General features: G+C 73.0%; 16 protein-coding genes and 3 pseudogenes. 12 read left to right on the plus strand and 7 right to left on the minus strand.

The features are described from left to right. Window positions 1-100: 100 nt before the first annotated feature. Window positions 101-214 (plus strand): annotated as a pseudogene (locus ACXKR8_RS45280) (IS5/IS1182 family transposase); the annotation flags it as partial. 7 nt (window positions 215-221) lie between these two features. On the opposite strand, the pseudogene ACXKR8_RS45285 reads toward ACXKR8_RS45280, so the two are convergent. Further along, window positions 222-421, minus strand: a pseudogene (locus tag ACXKR8_RS45285) (diadenosine tetraphosphate hydrolase); the annotation flags it as partial. A 21-nt stretch (window positions 422-442) separates the two neighbouring features. Beyond that, entirely contained in the window at window positions 443-2,194 is a 1,752-nt protein-coding gene (locus ACXKR8_RS45290; protein ID WP_458270362.1) for an IclR family transcriptional regulator domain-containing protein, read from the minus strand. A gap of 129 nt (window positions 2,195-2,323) precedes the next feature. On the opposite strand from ACXKR8_RS45290, the gene ACXKR8_RS45295 reads away from it, so the two are divergent. From ACXKR8_RS45295 to ACXKR8_RS45325, 7 genes are all read left to right on the plus strand, one after another. Next, window positions 2,324-3,079: a CoA transferase subunit A gene (locus ACXKR8_RS45295; protein WP_458270363.1), complete on the plus strand. Its 756-nt coding sequence runs from the start codon at window positions 2,324-2,326 to the stop codon at window positions 3,077-3,079. Further along, entirely contained in the window at window positions 3,079-3,717 is a 639-nt protein-coding gene (locus ACXKR8_RS45300; RefSeq protein ID WP_458270364.1) for a CoA transferase subunit B, read from the plus strand. The genes ACXKR8_RS45295 and ACXKR8_RS45300 overlap by 1 nt, the downstream gene beginning before the upstream one ends. 68 nt (window positions 3,718-3,785) lie before the next feature. Beyond that, complete coding sequence (pcaH, locus tag ACXKR8_RS45305) at window positions 3,786-4,538, plus strand: protocatechuate 3,4-dioxygenase subunit beta (RefSeq protein ID WP_458270365.1); 753 nt, start codon at window positions 3,786-3,788, stop codon at window positions 4,536-4,538. After that, window positions 4,535-5,143 (plus strand): protocatechuate 3,4-dioxygenase subunit alpha, encoded by a 609-nt coding sequence (gene pcaG / locus ACXKR8_RS45310; protein WP_458270366.1) that lies wholly within the window; start codon window positions 4,535-4,537, stop codon window positions 5,141-5,143. Before pcaH ends, pcaG begins: the two co-directional genes overlap by 4 nt. Continuing rightward, window positions 5,130-6,557: a 3-carboxy-cis,cis-muconate cycloisomerase gene (gene pcaB, locus ACXKR8_RS45315; RefSeq protein ID WP_458270367.1), complete on the plus strand. Its 1,428-nt coding sequence runs from the start codon at window positions 5,130-5,132 to the stop codon at window positions 6,555-6,557. The genes pcaG and pcaB overlap by 14 nt, the downstream gene beginning before the upstream one ends. Then, window positions 6,554-7,759 carry a bifunctional 3-oxoadipate enol-lactonase/4-carboxymuconolactone decarboxylase PcaDC gene (gene pcaDC, locus ACXKR8_RS45320; protein WP_458270368.1) on the plus strand — a complete coding sequence of 402 codons (1,206 nt, stop codon included), beginning with the start codon at window positions 6,554-6,556 and terminating at the stop codon, window positions 7,757-7,759. The genes pcaB and pcaDC overlap by 4 nt, the downstream gene beginning before the upstream one ends. Then, window positions 7,759-8,952, plus strand: coding sequence for a 4-hydroxybenzoate 3-monooxygenase (locus ACXKR8_RS45325; protein WP_458270369.1), 1,194 nt, complete (start codon window positions 7,759-7,761; stop codon window positions 8,950-8,952). Before pcaDC ends, ACXKR8_RS45325 begins: the two co-directional genes overlap by 1 nt. Here the strand turns inward: ACXKR8_RS45325 and ACXKR8_RS45330 are convergent. Genes ACXKR8_RS45330 through ACXKR8_RS45340 form a run of 3 tightly spaced genes read right to left on the minus strand, consistent with a single transcriptional unit; the run spans window position 8,916 to window position 11,095 of the window. Next, window positions 8,916-9,464 carry a DUF4126 family protein gene (locus ACXKR8_RS45330; RefSeq protein WP_458270370.1) on the minus strand — a complete coding sequence of 183 codons (549 nt, stop codon included), beginning with the start codon at window positions 9,462-9,464 and terminating at the stop codon, window positions 8,916-8,918. The two genes, ACXKR8_RS45325 and ACXKR8_RS45330, sit on opposite strands and share 37 nt — an antisense overlap. A gap of 1 nt (window position 9,465) precedes the next feature. Then, window positions 9,466-9,930: a hypothetical protein gene (locus ACXKR8_RS45335; RefSeq protein WP_458270371.1), complete on the minus strand. Its 465-nt coding sequence runs from the start codon at window positions 9,928-9,930 to the stop codon at window positions 9,466-9,468. Between the two features lie 52 nt (window positions 9,931-9,982). Then, a complete protein-coding gene (locus ACXKR8_RS45340; protein WP_458270372.1) occupies window positions 9,983-11,095 on the minus strand; it encodes an ABC transporter substrate-binding protein in 1,113 nt (370 codons plus the stop codon). A gap of 74 nt (window positions 11,096-11,169) precedes the next feature. Here ACXKR8_RS45340 and ACXKR8_RS45345 point away from each other — a divergent pair, with 74 nt between their 5' ends. Continuing rightward, window positions 11,170-11,769 (plus strand): DinB family protein, encoded by a 600-nt coding sequence (locus ACXKR8_RS45345; protein ID WP_458270373.1) that lies wholly within the window; start codon window positions 11,170-11,172, stop codon window positions 11,767-11,769. A 14-nt stretch (window positions 11,770-11,783) separates the two neighbouring features. Here ACXKR8_RS45345 and ACXKR8_RS45350 read toward each other — a convergent pair whose 3' ends face one another. Then, complete coding sequence (locus ACXKR8_RS45350; RefSeq protein ID WP_458270374.1) at window positions 11,784-12,380, minus strand: DUF2231 domain-containing protein; 597 nt, start codon at window positions 12,378-12,380, stop codon at window positions 11,784-11,786. A 225-nt stretch (window positions 12,381-12,605) separates the two neighbouring features. On the opposite strand from ACXKR8_RS45350, the pseudogene ACXKR8_RS45355 reads away from it, so the two are divergent. Then, window positions 12,606-13,156, plus strand: a pseudogene (locus ACXKR8_RS45355) (ferritin-like domain-containing protein). On the opposite strand, the gene ACXKR8_RS45360 reads toward ACXKR8_RS45355, so the two are convergent. Beyond that, a complete protein-coding gene (locus tag ACXKR8_RS45360; protein WP_458275247.1) occupies window positions 13,153-13,395 on the minus strand; it encodes a DUF6328 family protein in 243 nt (80 codons plus the stop codon). The pseudogene ACXKR8_RS45355 and the gene ACXKR8_RS45360 sit on opposite strands and share 4 nt — an antisense overlap. 98 nt (window positions 13,396-13,493) lie before the next feature. Between ACXKR8_RS45360 and ACXKR8_RS45365 the strand changes: the two genes are divergently transcribed. Beyond that, on the plus strand, window positions 13,494-14,396 hold the full coding sequence (locus ACXKR8_RS45365) for an ANTAR domain-containing protein (RefSeq protein ID WP_458270376.1): 903 nt from the start codon (window positions 13,494-13,496) through the stop codon (window positions 14,394-14,396). Between the two features lie 5 nt (window positions 14,397-14,401). Then, complete coding sequence (locus ACXKR8_RS45370; RefSeq protein WP_458270377.1) at window positions 14,402-15,151, plus strand: GAF domain-containing protein; 750 nt, start codon at window positions 14,402-14,404, stop codon at window positions 15,149-15,151. The last annotated feature ends 140 nt before the right edge of the window (window positions 15,152-15,291 follow it).

Consider the following 15,291-nt stretch of genomic DNA (forward strand, 5'->3'; position numbering starts at 1 on the left):
AGGGCGAGACGCGACCTTCTGTCCGCTTTCTGACCGCTCGATCGTGTGGGATTGCCGGAATGCCGCCGTACGGCGCGTCGGTTGGTGCTGGGCTGACAGGGTGAGTGAGCGAAGGGGCTACCCGAGCGATTTGACGGACGAGCGGTGGGCGCTGATCGAGCCGATGATCACGGCATGGAAGGCGACGCACACCTCGGTGAGCGGCCATCGGGGCCGCTGTCGAGGATCTCGAGATTCACCCGCCTGAACGCCGGGTCCGGCGCGCGGCAGACACGTTCCACGGCCTCGCCCAGGCGGTCCGTGCCGGCAGGAACTGGATATCGCCGATCACCGCGAACCCGGCGTCCAGTCTCCTCATCACTGTCGGGTTCGCGCCCCGCAGAGCGCTGCCGATCCGGTCGCCCCGCCAGTCGTCAACCATGACCGAGCACGCTACACGTCACTACTGGAGCGGGATGCGGGCGAAGTGTCCGGCGGTGCTCAGGTCGGACTCGATGCGGGCGGCTGCTTCGCGCAGGGCGGGGAGGAGTCGGGTGCGGAGTTCGTCGGTGCTGCGGCGGCCGACGTGGGTGGCGATGTTGACGGCGGCCACCGTCCGCCCGGTGCGGTCGCGGACGGGGACCGCGATCGAGCGCAGGCCCTCCTCGAGTTCCTGGTCGACCAGGGCGTAGCCGTCGCGCGCGGCCTGGCGGACCAGAGCGGCCAACTCGGTGGCGGAGGTGACGGTGTGTGCGGTGAGCGGCTGGGGCGTGCTGCCCGCGAGCACGGCGGCCTGCCGGTCGGCGGGCAGCCCGGCCAGCAGGACCCGGCCCATGGAGGTCGGGTGGGCGGGGAACCTGGTGCCCACGGTGATGTTGACGCTCATGATCCGGGTGGTGGCCACCCTGGCCGTGTACTGGACCTCGTCCCCGGCCAGGACGGCGAGCGAGGCGGAGTCCTGCACCCGGGTGACCAGGGCGGCGAGGTGGGGCTGGGCGATCTGAGGGAGGGTCAGTTGGGTGAGTGGCGCGAAGCCCAGGGCCAGCACCTGCGCGGTGGGGCGGAAGGCCCTGCCGTGCACACTCACATAGCCCAGGTGCTCCAGGGTGATCAGCGCCCGGCGCGCGGTGGCCCGGGCCAGTCCGGTGGCCTCGGCGACGGCGGTGAGCGACAGTTCGCTCCGGTCGGCGCCGAACGCGGTGAGGACGGTGAGGCCTCGGGCGAGGGACTCGACGAACTCGGGCCCGAGGTCCTGCTTGGACGCCGCGGTCCAGCCCGCGAGCGGCTCCGCCGGAGCCGACCCGACCGGAGCCGACCCACTGGCCGCGGGGCCGGCCGGCGGGTGGCCGGGGGGCTGCTGGCGCAGCTCCTGCTCCATGGCCGCGACGCTGGCCCGCAGCGGAGCCAGTGCCACCTCGCGCAGCCCGGTGGCGCTGTGCCGCCGGGTGTGGCTGACCACGCTCACCGCGCCGACGATCCGGCCCTCGGGGTCGTGCACGGGCAGCGCGATGGCCACCAGGCCGGGCTCGATCAGCTGGTCGTCGAGCGCCCAGCCCTGCTCCCGGGCCTGGGACGTGCGTTCCGGGAAGGTCTCGCGGGCGCCCGCAGCCGCGCCCGCAGCCGCGCCCGCAGCCGCGCCCGCGGCCGGTGGCGGGACCGGTGGTGGCACCGCCGGGAAGCGGCGGTCCTCGGGGTCCGCCGCGCGCAGCCCGCGCCAGCGAGTCCAGTCGGCCGGCGTCCAAGTGGTGGCGAAGAGCGGTCCGGGGGCGGTGCGCTCGGCCGGGAGCAGGTCGCCGATCCGGAAGCTGAGCGACAGGGCACGTCTGCGGGTGGCCTGGTGGACGAAGCGCAGCCCGTCCTGGTCGGGCACGGCGAGGGACACCGACTCGTCGAGGAGGTCGGCCAGCCGGTCCGCGTGCGGGCCCAGCAGGGCCGGGAGTCGCAGAGCGGCGAGGTAGGCGTTGCCCAGCTCCATCAGGTGCGGGGTGAGCACCGCGTCGCGGCCCTCCAGTCGGAGGTAGCCCATGCGCGCCAGGGTGGAGACCACCCTGTCCGCGGTGGAACGGGCCAGGCCGGTGGAGCGGGCCAGCTCGCTCTGGCTCTCGCGTCCGCCCGCCTCGGTGAGCCGGCGCAGCACGCCGAGACCGCGGATCAGCGGGGCCACCGCCTCGGCGGGCGGGTCGCCGGCGGTGGCGGGTGCGGGTGCGGGGGTCATCGGCTCTCCGTGGTTCTGATCTTGCGCCCATGACCGTTGACACGTGCGGCTGCCGGGCGCAGACTCTCGGGCGAAGCTTAATTGAAATATAGTTCACCAGACGAACAGCCGCATGACAAGGATGTCCCCATGGACAAGGTCAGACCGACCGCCGCCGAGGCGGTCGCCGACATCGGCGACGGGTCGTCGCTCGCGGTCGGGGGCTTCGGGCTCAGCGGGGTGCCGAACACCCTGATCCAGGCGCTGTTCGCGCAGGGCGCCGACAGGCTTGCCGTGGTGTCGAACAACTGCGGGGTGGACGGCGCCGGCCTCGGCCTGCTGCTCGCCGCAGGCCGGATCGTGCGGGTGACCGGCAGCTATGTCGGCGAGAACAAGGAGTTCGCCCGCCAGTACCTGGGGGGCGAGCTGGAAGTGGAACTGGTGCCGCAGGGCACCCTCGCCGAGCGGTTGCGCGCCGGGGGCTGCGGCATCCCCGCCTTCTTCACCCCGGCGGGGGTCGGCACCCAGGTCGCCGACGGCGGCCTGCCCTGGCGCTACGGCGCCGACGGCAGCGTGGCCCTGGCCTCACCCGCGAAGGAGATCCGCGAGTTCGACGGACAGCAGTACGTCCTGGAACACGGCATCACCACCGACTTCGCCCTGGTCCGCGCCGCCCGCGGTGACCGGCACGGCAACCTGGTGTTCCGCAAGGCGTCGCGCAACTTCAACCCGCTGGCCGCGATGGCCGGCCGGATCACCGTCGCCGAGGTCGAGGAACTGGTGGAGCCGGGCGAGTTGGACCCGGACGAGATCCACCTGCCTGGCGTGTTCGTCCAGCGGGTGGTGCCGCTCAGCGTCGACCAGGCCGCCGACAAGGGAATCGAGAAAAGGACGGTGCGGGGCTGATGGCGTGGAGCAGGGACGAGATGGCGGCCCGCGCCGCGGGTGAGCTGCGGGACGGCAGCTATGTCAACCTCGGGATCGGGCTGCCCACGCTGGTCCCCAACTTCCTGCCGCAGGGCGTGGACGTGGTGCTGCACTCCGAGAACGGCATCCTGGGCGTCGGCCCCTACCCCACCGAGGACCAGGTGGACCCGGATCTGGTCAACGCGGGCAAGGAGACGGTGACGGTCCTTCCCGGCGCCTCCTTCTTCGACTCCGCGCTGTCCTTCGGCATGATCCGCGGCGGCCACATCGACACCGCGATCCTCGGCGCGATGCAGGTCTCCGCACGCGGCGACCTCGCCAACTGGATGATCCCCGGCCGGATGGTCAAGGGCATGGGCGGGGCGATGGACCTGGTCCACGGCGCGCGCCGGGTCATCGTGCTGACCGAGCACACCGCCAAGGACGGCTCCCCGAAGATCGTTCAGACCTGCAGCCTGCCGCTGACCGGCCAGGCCTGTGTGCACCGCATCATCACCGACCTCGGCGTCCTGGACGTCACCCCCGACGGCCTGCTGCTGGTGGAGACCGCCCCGGGGGTCACCACGCAGCAGATCACCGACCGGACCGACACGCCCCTCAGGAGGGCCCGACCGTGAACCAACCAGTGAACCAACCATTGATCCGCCCAGTCATCCAACCATTGGCCCACTCGGTCACCCCGCCCATGACCCTCACTCAGGACGACATCACCCGCGAGATCGCCGACGCGAGCGCGGCCTACGCCGCGTCCGGGACGGTCCGGCACCACCCCGCCCGGGACTACGCCCCCTACCGCAGCAGCCTGCTGCGCCACCCCCGGCAGCCCCTGGTCCCGGTGCACGACCCGGACGCGGTGGAGCTCAGCGGCCCGGTCTTCGGCAGCACCGATGTCACCGAACTGGACGCGGACCTGACCCGGCAGCACCAGGGGGAGCCGCTCGGCGAGCGGATCACCGTCACCGGCCGGGTGCTGGACCGCGCCGGGCGGCCGATCGCCGGTCAGCTGGTGGAGCTGTGGCAGGCGAACGCGTCCGGCCGCTACGCGCACCAGCGGGACCAGCACCCGGCCCCGCTCGACCCCAACTTCACCGGCGCCGGACGCTGCCTGACGGATCATCAGGGTGGCTACTCGTTCACCACGATCAAGCCCGGCGCCTATCCCTGGCGCAACCACGAGAACGCCTGGCGGCCCGCGCACATCCACTTCTCGCTGTTCGGCGACGCCTTCACCCAGCGCCTGGTCACCCAGATGTACTTCCCCGGCGACCCGCTGTTCCGCTACGACCCGATCCTGCAGTCCGTCACCGACCCCGCCGCGCGCGAGCGGCTGGTGGCGGCCTACGACCACAGCCTGTCCACCCCTGAGTGGTCGCTGGGCTACCGCTGGGACATCGTCCTGGACGGACCGTCCGCGACCTGGATCGAGGAGGGCCGATGACCACCAGCCCCACCCCCTCGCAGACCGTCGGCCCGTTCTACGGCTACGCCCTGCCCTTCCCCGGCGGCGGCGAGATCGCGCCGGCCGGCCACCCCGACACCGTCACCGTGCACGGCCAGGTCTACGACGGCGCGGGCCAACCGGTCCCCGACGCGCTGCTGGAGTTCTGGCAGCCGGCCCCGGACCGCTCGCGCACCGGACGTCCCGGCTCGCTGCGCCGGAACCAGGTCACCGGCGGCTTCCTGGGCCGCAACGGCGTCGACTTCACCGGCTTCGGGCGGGTGGCCACCGACCCGGACGGCCACTACACCCTGCACACCCTGCCGCCGGGCGGGGCCCCCTACCTGTCGGTCTGCGTCTTCGCCCGCGGGCTGCTGCACCACCTCTTCACCCGCGCCTACCTGCCGGACCACCCGCTGCTGCCCGCCGACCCGCAGGCCGCAGACCCGCGGCCCGCCGACCCGCGGCCCGCGGACCCGCTGCTCGCCGCGCTCACGCCGGACCGGCGCGCGTCCCTGCTGGCGCTGCGCGAGGACGAGAAGCTGTACCGCTTCGACATCCACCTGCAAGGGGAGAAGGAGACGACGTTCCTTGTCTTCGACTGAGATCCACCCACGTGAGATCCACCCACGGCCCGACGAGGTCGGCCTGCTCGCCCCCGGCTCGGTCGGCTCGGCCGTGGCCGGTGCGACCGGGGACGCCGCCGTGCTGCGGGCCCTGCTGGAAGCCGAGGCCGCGCTGGTCCGGGCCCTGGCGGAACTGGGTCTCGCCCCCGCGTCGGCCGCTGCCGCGGTCACCGAGGTGATCGCCACCGAGTACGCCGACGAGCTGCTCGCGGACCGGCTGCGCGGCCTGGCCCTGCGGGCGCGCTCCGGCGGCAACCCGGTCATCCCGCTGGCGGTCGAACTCACCGCGGCCGTCGCCGCCCGCGACCAGCAGGCGGCCGAGTTCGTCCACCGGGGCACGACCAGCCAGGACATCATCGACACCGCGCTGATGCTGGTCGCCGCCCGCGCCCTGGACCTGACCCTGGCCGACCTGACCAGCACCGCACAGGCCCTGGCCAGGATCGCCGCCGAGCACCGCGACACCCTGCTGCCGGGACGCACCCTGACCCAGCACGCGGTGCCGACCACCTTCGGCCTCAAGGCGGCCGGCTGGCGCAGCCTGGTCCTGGACGCCCACACCCGGCTCGCCGCCGCCCGCGTCGCCCTGCCGGCCCAACTCGGCGGCGCGGCCGGCACCCTGGCGGCCTTCCACGCCTTCGCCGAGGCCGACGGCGCCGCGCCGGACCCCGCGCTCGGGCTGCGGCTGCTCGCCGCCTACGCCCGGCAGACCGGGCTCGCCGAGCCCGCCCTGCCCTGGCACACCCTGCGCACCCCGGTCGCCGACCTCGCCGCCGCACTGGCCTTCACCGCCGGGGCGCTCGGCAAGCTGGCCGCGGATGTGCTGACCCTGTCCCGCACCGAGATCGGCGAACTGGGCGAGGGCAGCGGCGGCGGCTCCTCCGCCATGCCGCACAAGGCCAACCCGGTCCGCGCCACCATGATCGCGGCAACGGCCCGTCAGGTCCCGGCGCTGGCCGCCGTCCTGTTCGGCTCCCTGGTCGCCGAGGACGAGCGGCCCGCCGGAGCCTGGCACGCCGAGTGGCAGCCGCTGCGCGAGGCCCTGCGCCTGGTCGGCGGAGCAGCCAGGGACGCCGCCGAACTGACCCAGGGGCTGCGGGTGCACCCGCATGTGATGCGGGCCAACCTCGACCGCAGCGACGGCCTGATCGTCACCGAGCACCTGCTCGCCGCCTACGGCGCCCTGATCGGACGCGACCAGGCCGCCAAGGCGCTGTCCAGGGCTGCCCGCCGCGCCGCCGAGGAGGACCTGGGCCTCGACGAGGCCCTGGCCGGCGAACCGGACCTGCGCGGACTGCTGTCCAAGGGTCGACTGCGCCAACTGACCGACCCCGCCCACTACCTGGGCTCCTGCGGGGCCCTGGTGGACCGCGCCCTCAGCGAGGAACCATGACCAACGCATCGCTGCACCATCTGATCGACGGCGCGAGCACCGCGCCTCCGCTGCTGCTCGGCCCCTCGCTGGGCACCACCACCGCGGTCTGGGACCCCCAGATCCCGGCCCTGGCCAGGCACTATCGCACCGTGCGCTGGGATCTGCCCGGTCACGGCGGATCGCCCGCCGACCTGCTGCCCGGCACCGGCGCCACCATCGCGGACCTGGGAACCCTGGTGCTCGCCCTGGCGGACCGGCTGGGCATCGAACGCTTCGCCTACGCGGGCGTCTCGCTCGGCGGCGCGGTCGGCCTGTGGCTCGCGGTGCACCACCCCGAACGGGTGAGTTCGCTGGCCCTGGTCTGCTCCTCGGCGCACTTCGGCGGCCCGGAGGCCTGGCACGAACGCGCCGCGCTGGTCCGCAAGGAGGGCATCGAGCCGCTCACCACCACCTCCCCGGCCCGCTGGTTCACCCCCGGCTTCGGCGGCGACACCTTGCTGGCGGATCTGCGGGCGGTGGACCCGGACGGCTACGCCGCCTGCTGCGACGCCCTGGCCGACTACGATGCCCGCCCCGAGTTGCACCGGGTCACCGCCCCGACCCTGGTGGTGGCCGGCCGCGAGGACCCGGCCGCGCCGCCCGCCCACTCCCGCGAGCTGGTCGACGGCATCCCCGGCGCGAGCCTGACCGAGATCGCGGCCGCCGCCCACCTGGCCGGGGTGGAGCAGCCGCAGGCGGTGCTGGCCGCCCTGCTGGCCCACCTCCAGGCGAACGACCACCAGGAGGGCACCAGCCACCACCAGGAGAGCGCCAACGACCACCAGGAGAGCACCGGCGACGCCGCCCGCCATGCCGCCGGCATGACCGTGCGCCGGGCCGTCCTGGGCGGTGACCATGTGGACCGGGCCGTCGCCAGGACCACCGACTTCACCGCCCCGTTCCAGGACTTCATCACCCGCTACGCCTGGGGCGAGATCTGGACCCGGCCCGGCCTGGACCGCCGGGCCCGCAGCTGCGTCACGCTGACCGCGCTGGTGGCCGGCGGCCACCACGAGGAACTGGCCATGCATGTGCGCGCCGGGCTCCGCAACGGCCTCAGCCGCGAGGAGATCCAGGAGGTCCTGCTGCAGACCGCGATCTACTGCGGCGTCCCGGCCGCCAACGCCGCCTTCGCGATCGCCGATCGCGTCCTCAGCGAGCAAGAGAAGGAGGAGAACTGATGCAGCATCACACCATGGTGGGCATCATCGGCGGCGGCCCGTCCGGCCTGCTGCTGGCCCGGCTGCTGCACAACGCGGGCATCGACAGCGTCGTCCTGGAGAGCCAGGACCGCGCGTATGTGGAACGGCGCCAGCGGGCCGGGATCCTGGAGCAGACCACTGTCGACGTGCTGCGGGCCTGCGGCGCGGGGGAGCGGATGGACCGTGAGGGCCTGGTCCACGACGGCATCGAGCTGCGCTTCGACCGCCGCAGCCACCGCATCGACTTCCCCTCGCTGACCGGCGGGCGCAGCGTGACGGTCTACGCCCAGACCGAGGTGGTCAAGGATCTGATCGCGCTTCAACTCGCTGAGGGCAAACCGCTGTTGTTCGAGGCGAAGGTGCACGGGGTCGAGGGCGCGGGGGCCGGACGTCCGCTGATCCACTACACCCACCAGGGCCGGGAGCAGAGCCTCAGCTGCGACTGGGTGGTGGGCTGCGACGGCTTCCACGGCGTCGCCAAGGAGGCGTTCCCCGCCGAACTGCGGCGCAGCTTCGAACGCACCTATCCGTACTCCTGGCTGGGCATCCTGGCCGAAGTGCCGCCCTCCTACCAGGAACTGATCTACGCCCACTCGCCGCGCGGCTTCGCCCTGGGTAGTATGCGCTCGCCCACCGTCAGCCGGCTCTACCTGCAGGTCCCCAACGGCACCGACCCCGCCGACTGGCCGGACGAACGGATCTGGGACGAACTCGACGCCCGCTTCGCCCTGGACACCGACTGGAAGCTGCAGCGCGGACCGATCACCGCCAAGTCGGTGCTGCCGATGCGCAGTCAGGTCACCGAGCCCATGCGCCACGGCCGGGTGTTCCTGGCCGGCGACGCCGCCCACATCGTGCCGCCGACCGGGGCCAAGGGCCTCAATCTGGCCGTCGCCGACGTGGTGGTGCTGGCGCGGGCGCTCGCCCACCTCCTGGAGACCGGGTCGGAGCAACTCCTGGACGACTACTCCGACACCTGTCTGCGCCGGGTCTGGCGCGCCGAACACTTCTCCTGGTTCATGACCAGCACCCTGCACACCGCGCCCGAACAGGATCCCTTCGAATCCCGGCTGCAGCAGGCCCAGTTGGAGCGGATCGCGGCCTCCCCGGCCGCCGCGGCCGAACTCGCCGCGAACTACGTCGGCGCGCCGATCGTCCCCAGCGCCGGGTGAGGGGTTCGCGGCTCCTGGGCCACGGCGTCCTTCGGCGGCCGACAGGCGACGGCGGCCAGGGCGAGGACGACGGCGTCCTCGACTACGGCGCCGATCCAGTCGGGGACGGGGCTGTGGTGCACGGCCGCCCGCCAGCGCGCCCCGGCCAGCGCCGCCACCACGGCCGTCCCGGCGGCCACGGCGGTGGGAAGCGCCCAGACGGCCGGCTCCTCGCTCTGGGCCCGCTGGGCAGCCAGTGCGGCCGCCGCCCAACCGCTGAGGAGCACCCGGGGGATCAGCCCTGCCCCAGAAATCCGGCTGGGCGTCACCGGGAGTTTGTCCAGGCCCAGCTCCGTCACGGCTGCCAGGACCGCGAACCCCGTGGCGCGTTCCGAGGAGAGCCAGGAGGCGGGACGGTGGCGCTCACCGGCCGGGACGGTCAGGGCGACGGCCGCGAGCGGACTCTGGCTGCGGCCCCCGCCGGCCGCACCCAGCAGCGCCGACCGCAGCAGCGTGTCCCGCCGCAGGCCCATGTCAGTTCTCCTCCAGGGCGAGCAGGGTGGCATAGGTGGCGAGGCCGTAGGCCAGGTGGGGGAGTGCGTCGCTGATCCAGTCCGTACGCGACCAGCTGCGCGGGTCGCTCACGCCCAGGGCGCCCATGGGCAGGTCGGTCGCGGCCATGGCCAGTGCGCCGGTGACCACACCGCCCAGCCACAGCGGCATCCGCACCCCGATCCGCCGGACGCCGCCCATCACCGTGCCCACGCCCGACCCCACCGCGATCCCCGACAGCGCGCCGAGGGCGGTCAGCCGGTTGTCGTGCTCCGCGCCCTTGCCGGGCACCGGACGGCCGACGCGGGCGGCCAGGCCGTCCACCACCTGCTCCGGGGTGTCACTGCTGCCGCGCCCGCGCCAGGCCATGTCGCCGTAGGTCGCCGTGTTGAGCATGGTGGTTCCTACGGCGCCGGCTGCCGCGCCTCGTATCAGTGATTTGATCATGTTCAAGCGTCTTCCCGAAGGCAGACCGGACAAACGAGGCAGAACGACCAGCTCAGCCTGAGTGCAGGATCCGGAAGCGATCGGGTGCCGCCGGATCGCGATCCACCACCTGGATGGGCGTGCCGGCCCATTGCCACACGCTGATGCCCGGTGTGCGGGAGAACCGGATCCGGCCGCGGGTGCCGTCGACCGCGATGCGCGGCCAGGATGCGGCGATGCGCGCCCGGTCAGTGCCGTGGGAACGCAGCACCTCGGCGAGGACGGTGACCGTGTCATAGCCCTCGAAGGCGACGAAGGAGGGCGAGTGGGCCAACTGCTCGCGCAGGGCCGTGTCGACGCGGGCACCGAGTGGAGTGAGGTGCTCGGGCAGGTAGCGCAGGAACGGGACCGCGGCGCCGTCGTCGCCCAGCAGCGCCGCCCATGCGGCGAACTCCGGCTGCCCGGCCGGAGCACCGATCAGGATCTCGGCGAGGCGCTGGTCGCGGCGGACCGCCTGGACGATCGACACGGCCGGCTCCGGGTGGCCGACCAGCAGGAGCAGCGCTGTCGCGCCCTGGTCGACGAGTTCGTCGCACACGGCCGCGGGGGTGAGCGAGCCCAGGTCGAGTTCGACGACGGCGCCGCCGCGTGCGGCGAGGTAGTCCCGGAGAATGCCGGTGCCGGCGGCCCAGTAGACACTCGGCTGGACGGCCACGGCGATGCGCCGGTGGCCCGCGCCGAGCAGGAAGTCGGCGTAGAGCTGCCAACCGCGGGACTGCGGCGGGGAGAGGCGCGCGACCCATTCCGTCGGCTGTTCGGTGAGCGCGTCCAGAACCGCCGACGAGCAGAGGTACGGCAGGCCGAGGGCGTCGGCCCTGGTGGCAGCGGTGCGGGCGACGACGCTGTGATACTCGCCGGCTAGGGCGGCCACGCCCAGGCCGGCCAATTCGTCCACGGCCGCCGCGGCCTTCTGCGGGTCGGCCGCGGTGTCGCGGACCACCAGTTCGAGGGGTCGTCCGACGATCCCACCGGCGTCATTGACGTCGCGGACGGCCAGCTCGAGTCCGGCGAGCAGCTGCCGGCCCGCCTCGGCCCAGCCGGGCCGGCTCAGCGGAACGAGAGCACCGATCCGGACGGATGACCCGTCAGTCCGCTCCGCCCCGGGCTGCGATGGTGGCGTCTTCATGTGCCGATTATGACGTCACGGGCTCTCCGACCCGGACGCTACTGCTGTCGGTGGGTGATGAAAGACTCGGCTGCATGAAGCCCAATGACCCCAAGGACGACCTGCACCGCTACCTCAAAGCGGCTCGGGAAGCCGTCGTCTGGAAACTGGACGGATTGTCCGAGTACGACAGCCGCCGCCCGCTGACGCCGACCGGCACCAACCTCCTCGGCCTGGTCAAGCACCTCGCCAGTGTCGAACTCGGCTACTTCGGCTCGACCTTCGGCCGCCCGCACGACGAGATCCTCCCTTGGCACGAGGAGGGCGCCGAGCCCAACGCGGACATGTGGGCGTCCGCCGACGAGTCACGCGAGGACATCATCGGCCTCTACCGTCGCGCCTGGGCGCACGCCGATGCGACGATCGAGGCGCTGCCGCTCGACGCGATGGGCCACGTCGCGTGGTGGGGCGACAACGGCGAGGTGACGCTGCAGCGGATCATGCTGCACATGACGGCCGAGACCAACCGCCACGCCGGCCACGCCGACATCGTCCGCGAGCTGATCGACGGCAGGACCGGCATGCGGGAGACCAACAGCAACATGGACGGCGGCGACGCGGCCTGGTATCAGGAGTACTGGAACAAGCTGGAGGCGTCCGCGAAGGAGGCCCAGGCCGAGGCCGAGCTGAACTGAGCCGAGTTGCCTGTTCAGGCCTCTGCGGGCGGGCGGACGGTCACCTGGTCGGACGACGGCACGTCCTTGGCGTCCGCGTCGTCGAGGAAGGCCAGGTGGCCGCCGATGACGCCGCCCAGGGACACCACGGTCAGCCCGGCGAAGCCCAGCGCCCGACCCCGGGCCGAGCGTCCGCGCAGCCGCGCCGCCAGCGAGGCGGCGTAGAGGGCCACGCCGGTGGCGTTGGCGCCCGCGTGGACCAGTCCCACCCGCAGGCCGCGCTCATGCTGCTCGGACCAGTCCACCCACCCGGCCAGCGCCGCCGGAGTCACGCCGACCAGGCCCACCGCCACCAGGACGCCGGCCGCGCGCCGCTGCCCCGGGAGCAGATCCAGCACCGCCGCGCTGGTCCAGCAGCCCATCGGGATCTGCACCAGCGCCGGATGCAGCGGATGGCCCAGCCAGGTGCCCCGCAGCACGTCCCGCGCCCCGCCCAGCGGCAGGCCGCGCACCGCCCGCTGCACCGGGCCGACCAGCCCGTCCAGCCAGCGCTGCTCCTCGATCCGCTCCAGCGCCGCGCTGACCGGGGGAGTGGACGGCGGGGAAACCGGGAGAATCCGCGTGAGCTTCATGCGAAGCGGCTTTCCGCAATCGTCCGGGGCAAACCGGACACTCCGCCCCCGTCGCCGGCCTTCACCCGATCGGACCCGCGGGTGCGCTGACACACGGTGTGCACGCAGTGTGCACCCGGTGTGCAGGCGGGCACGACCGGGTAGGCGCGGTTACGGTCGGTGGTGAGACACCCCGATATGCCTGAGATGACCGTGTGTGGACGACAAGAGAAGGCGGCCTCCCCGATGGCGGAGTTTCTGACGGACATCAAGACGCTCAGGGAGCGTGCCCGCAAGGAGATCGGCAAGGGGCCGGTGACCGACGCCTACGGCGCCGACCTGCCGCGGGTGCTGCAGGTCCTCAATGAGGCGCTGGCCACCGAGCTGGTGTGCGTGCTGCGCTACAAGCGGCACTACTACACCGCGACCGGCCTGTACTCCGCCTCGGTCGCGGCCGAGTTCCTGGAGCACGCGGGGAGGAGCAGGAGCACGCGGACAAGCTGGCCACCCGGATCGTGCAACTGGGCGGGGAGCCGGACTTCGACCCGGACACCCTGAGCAAGCGGTCGCACACGCCGTACGACGCGAGCGCGGGCCTGATCGAGATGATCAAGGAGGACCTGATCGCCGAACGGGTGGCCGTCGCCTCCTACACCGAGATCTCGCAGTGGCTGGGGGACAAGGACCCGACCACCCGGCGCGTCTTCGAGGAATTGCTGGCCCAGGAGGAGGAGCACGCCGACGACCTGCGCGGGCTGCTGGAACGCATCCCCGACGGCGGCGGCAGCGCGAGCTAGCTCCAGCGCGGCGTACGGGGCTCCCCGGCGCGGTCCTGGGCGGCTTCCGCCCGGCGCAGCACCAGGTAGGGGAGCAGCAGCCAGCACAGCACGAACCAGGCGGTCACCGCGCCGGCGACGATCCAGGACAGCAGATCGTCGCCGGTGGCCGTGCGCAGGAGCAGCAGCAGCGCGGTGCCGATGGTGAGCCCGAGCAGGGCCAGACCCACCATGATCAGGCGGGCGGCGACCCGGGTCAGTTCGGGCTTGCAGCAGCATCACCCCGGGACACGGGGCACCCGGCCACGGACTGACCATCGCCGAGGACCGCGCCGACCGCTACCGGACCGAATAGCAGGTGAAGCGGCTGGCGAGCGGCACCACCCGGGCCCGGCCCAGTCCGCCCACCCCGGACGGCGCGCGCGAGTACAGTGATCGTCTTGGCCGGGACCTGGACGCCTGGGCCTGGACTCCGGACCTGGACCTGGACTCGACGCAGCCGCCGTGCGACGTCCCTACGCTTGGATGCCGGATGACCAATGATCGGATGGCCGAGGTCCTGCGGCTGCTCGAGCTCGGCACCGGGTTCGGCGCGGCTGCCGACGTCACCCCGGTCGGCGCGCGGGCGCTGGGCCTGGACGGGCTGACGGTGTCCCTGCGGACCGGCGCCGACACGACCGAGCTGGTGTGGTGCTCGGACGCGGCCTCGCGCGGCTTCGAGGACCTGCAGTTCACCCTCGGCCAGGGCCCGGGACCCGAGGCCGCGCACACCGGCGCGATGGTGCTGGTCCCGGATCTGGCACGGCTGCGGCACGACCGCTGGCCGGCTCTGGGCATGGAGGCCGCCCAGCTGGCGGCCCGCGCGGTGTTCTGCTTCCCGATGGGCCTCGGCGCGATCCGCACGGGCGTGCTGACCGCGGTGCGGCTGACCCCGGGACCGCTCTCCGACCAGCAGATCTCCGACGCCCAGATCCTGGCGTTCGCGTTGACCGCCCGCGCCCTGGACGGCCGGCAGCAGCGCCCCGGCGCCGCCGACACCCCGCACACCCTGCAGCGCGCGGTGGTGCACCAGGCCACCGGCATGCTCAGCGTCCAACTCGATCTTCCCCTGCCCCAGGCTTTGCTGCGGCTGCGCGCGCATGCTTACAGCAGTGGGCGTTCCATCACCGACATCGCCCAGGACGTGGTCGCTCGGCGGCTGCGGCTGGACAGCAACGGCAACGGTGATGGCACACCGGTGCCCGTCTCAGACAAGGACTGATCGCCATGACCCGCGAACAGCAGCTCACCAAGGTCTTCGTGGAAGTCGCCGACTCCCTGATCGACGACTTCGACCTGATCGACTTCCTCCAGCAGCTGTCCGTGCGCTGCGTGGAACTGCTGGACGTCACCGCGTGCGGAGTGCTGCTGGCCGACGAGCACGACGTGCTGCAGGTCCTGGCCGCCTCCGACGAGCACACCAGGCTGCTGGAGCTGTTCGCCCTGCAGCACGACCAGGGCCCCTGTGTGGAGTGCTACCAGAGCGGCCAGCCGCGGACCAATATCGCCCTCGGCGACCCGGACGTGGCCCTGCGGTGGCCGCAGTTCACCCCGGTCGCCCGCGGATCCGGCTTCGTCTCCACCAATGCGATCCCGCTGCGGCTGCGCGGCCGGGTGATCGGCGCCCTGGGCCTGTTCCAGACCGATGACACCCCGCTCAGTGAGGAGGACAGCACCCTGGCCCAGGCCCTGGCGGACATGGCCACCATCGCCATCCTGCAGCAGCGCACCCTGGCCCACAGCGAGGTCGAGCGCGGACAGCTGCAGTACGCGCTCACCAGCCGGATCGTGCTGGAGCAGGTCAAGGGCATCCTGGCCGAGCGCTGGCAGGTCAGCACCGACGAGGCCTTCGCCGCGTTCCGCGGCTACGCCCGTTCGCACCACCACCAGCTCTCCCGGCTGGCCCGGCAGATCGCCGACGGCGAGTTCGACACCGCCCAGATCCCCCACGCGGGCAAGCCCCGGCCGCGCGGCTGAACCGTCGCGGCGGCGGCTGTGTCCGTCGCTGCCGATCCTCGGCTGTCCGGCCGAGTGGCTGCCGGTTCACCGGGTACGCGAGGTGGGGACGAGACGACCGACGAGCCGGGCCGGCCTGCCGTGCCGGCGGCCCGTCGTCC

The organism is Streptacidiphilus sp. PAMC 29251, from assembly GCF_054208735.2.

Excerpts from the sequence above, each read along its gene's own strand:
- ACXKR8_RS45335 (WP_458270371.1), bottom strand. The coding sequence starts at position 9,930 with ATGATCAAATCACTGATACGAGGCGCGGCAGCCGGCGCCGTAGGAACC.
- ACXKR8_RS45330 (WP_458270370.1), bottom strand. The coding sequence starts at position 9,464 with ATGGGCCTGCGGCGGGACACGCTGCTGCGGTCGGCGCTGCTGGGTGCG.
- ACXKR8_RS45325 (WP_458270369.1), top strand. The coding sequence starts at position 7,759 with ATGCAGCATCACACCATGGTGGGCATCATCGGCGGCGGCCCGTCCGGC.
- pcaG (WP_458270366.1), top strand. The coding sequence starts at position 4,535 with ATGACCACCAGCCCCACCCCCTCGCAGACCGTCGGCCCGTTCTACGGC.
- ACXKR8_RS45350 (WP_458270374.1), bottom strand. The coding sequence starts at position 12,380 with ATGAAGCTCACGCGGATTCTCCCGGTTTCCCCGCCGTCCACTCCCCCG.
- ACXKR8_RS45340 (WP_458270372.1), bottom strand. The coding sequence starts at position 11,095 with ATGAAGACGCCACCATCGCAGCCCGGGGCGGAGCGGACTGACGGGTCA.
- pcaDC (WP_458270368.1), top strand. The coding sequence starts at position 6,554 with ATGACCAACGCATCGCTGCACCATCTGATCGACGGCGCGAGCACCGCG.
- ACXKR8_RS45300 (WP_458270364.1), top strand. The coding sequence starts at position 3,079 with ATGGCGTGGAGCAGGGACGAGATGGCGGCCCGCGCCGCGGGTGAGCTG.
- ACXKR8_RS45295 (WP_458270363.1), top strand. The coding sequence starts at position 2,324 with ATGGACAAGGTCAGACCGACCGCCGCCGAGGCGGTCGCCGACATCGGC.
- ACXKR8_RS45290 (WP_458270362.1), bottom strand. The coding sequence starts at position 2,194 with ATGACCCCCGCACCCGCACCCGCCACCGCCGGCGACCCGCCCGCCGAG.
- ACXKR8_RS45345 (WP_458270373.1), top strand. The coding sequence starts at position 11,170 with ATGAAGCCCAATGACCCCAAGGACGACCTGCACCGCTACCTCAAAGCG.
- pcaH (WP_458270365.1), top strand. The coding sequence starts at position 3,786 with ATGACCCTCACTCAGGACGACATCACCCGCGAGATCGCCGACGCGAGC.
- ACXKR8_RS45370 (WP_458270377.1), top strand. The coding sequence starts at position 14,402 with ATGACCCGCGAACAGCAGCTCACCAAGGTCTTCGTGGAAGTCGCCGAC.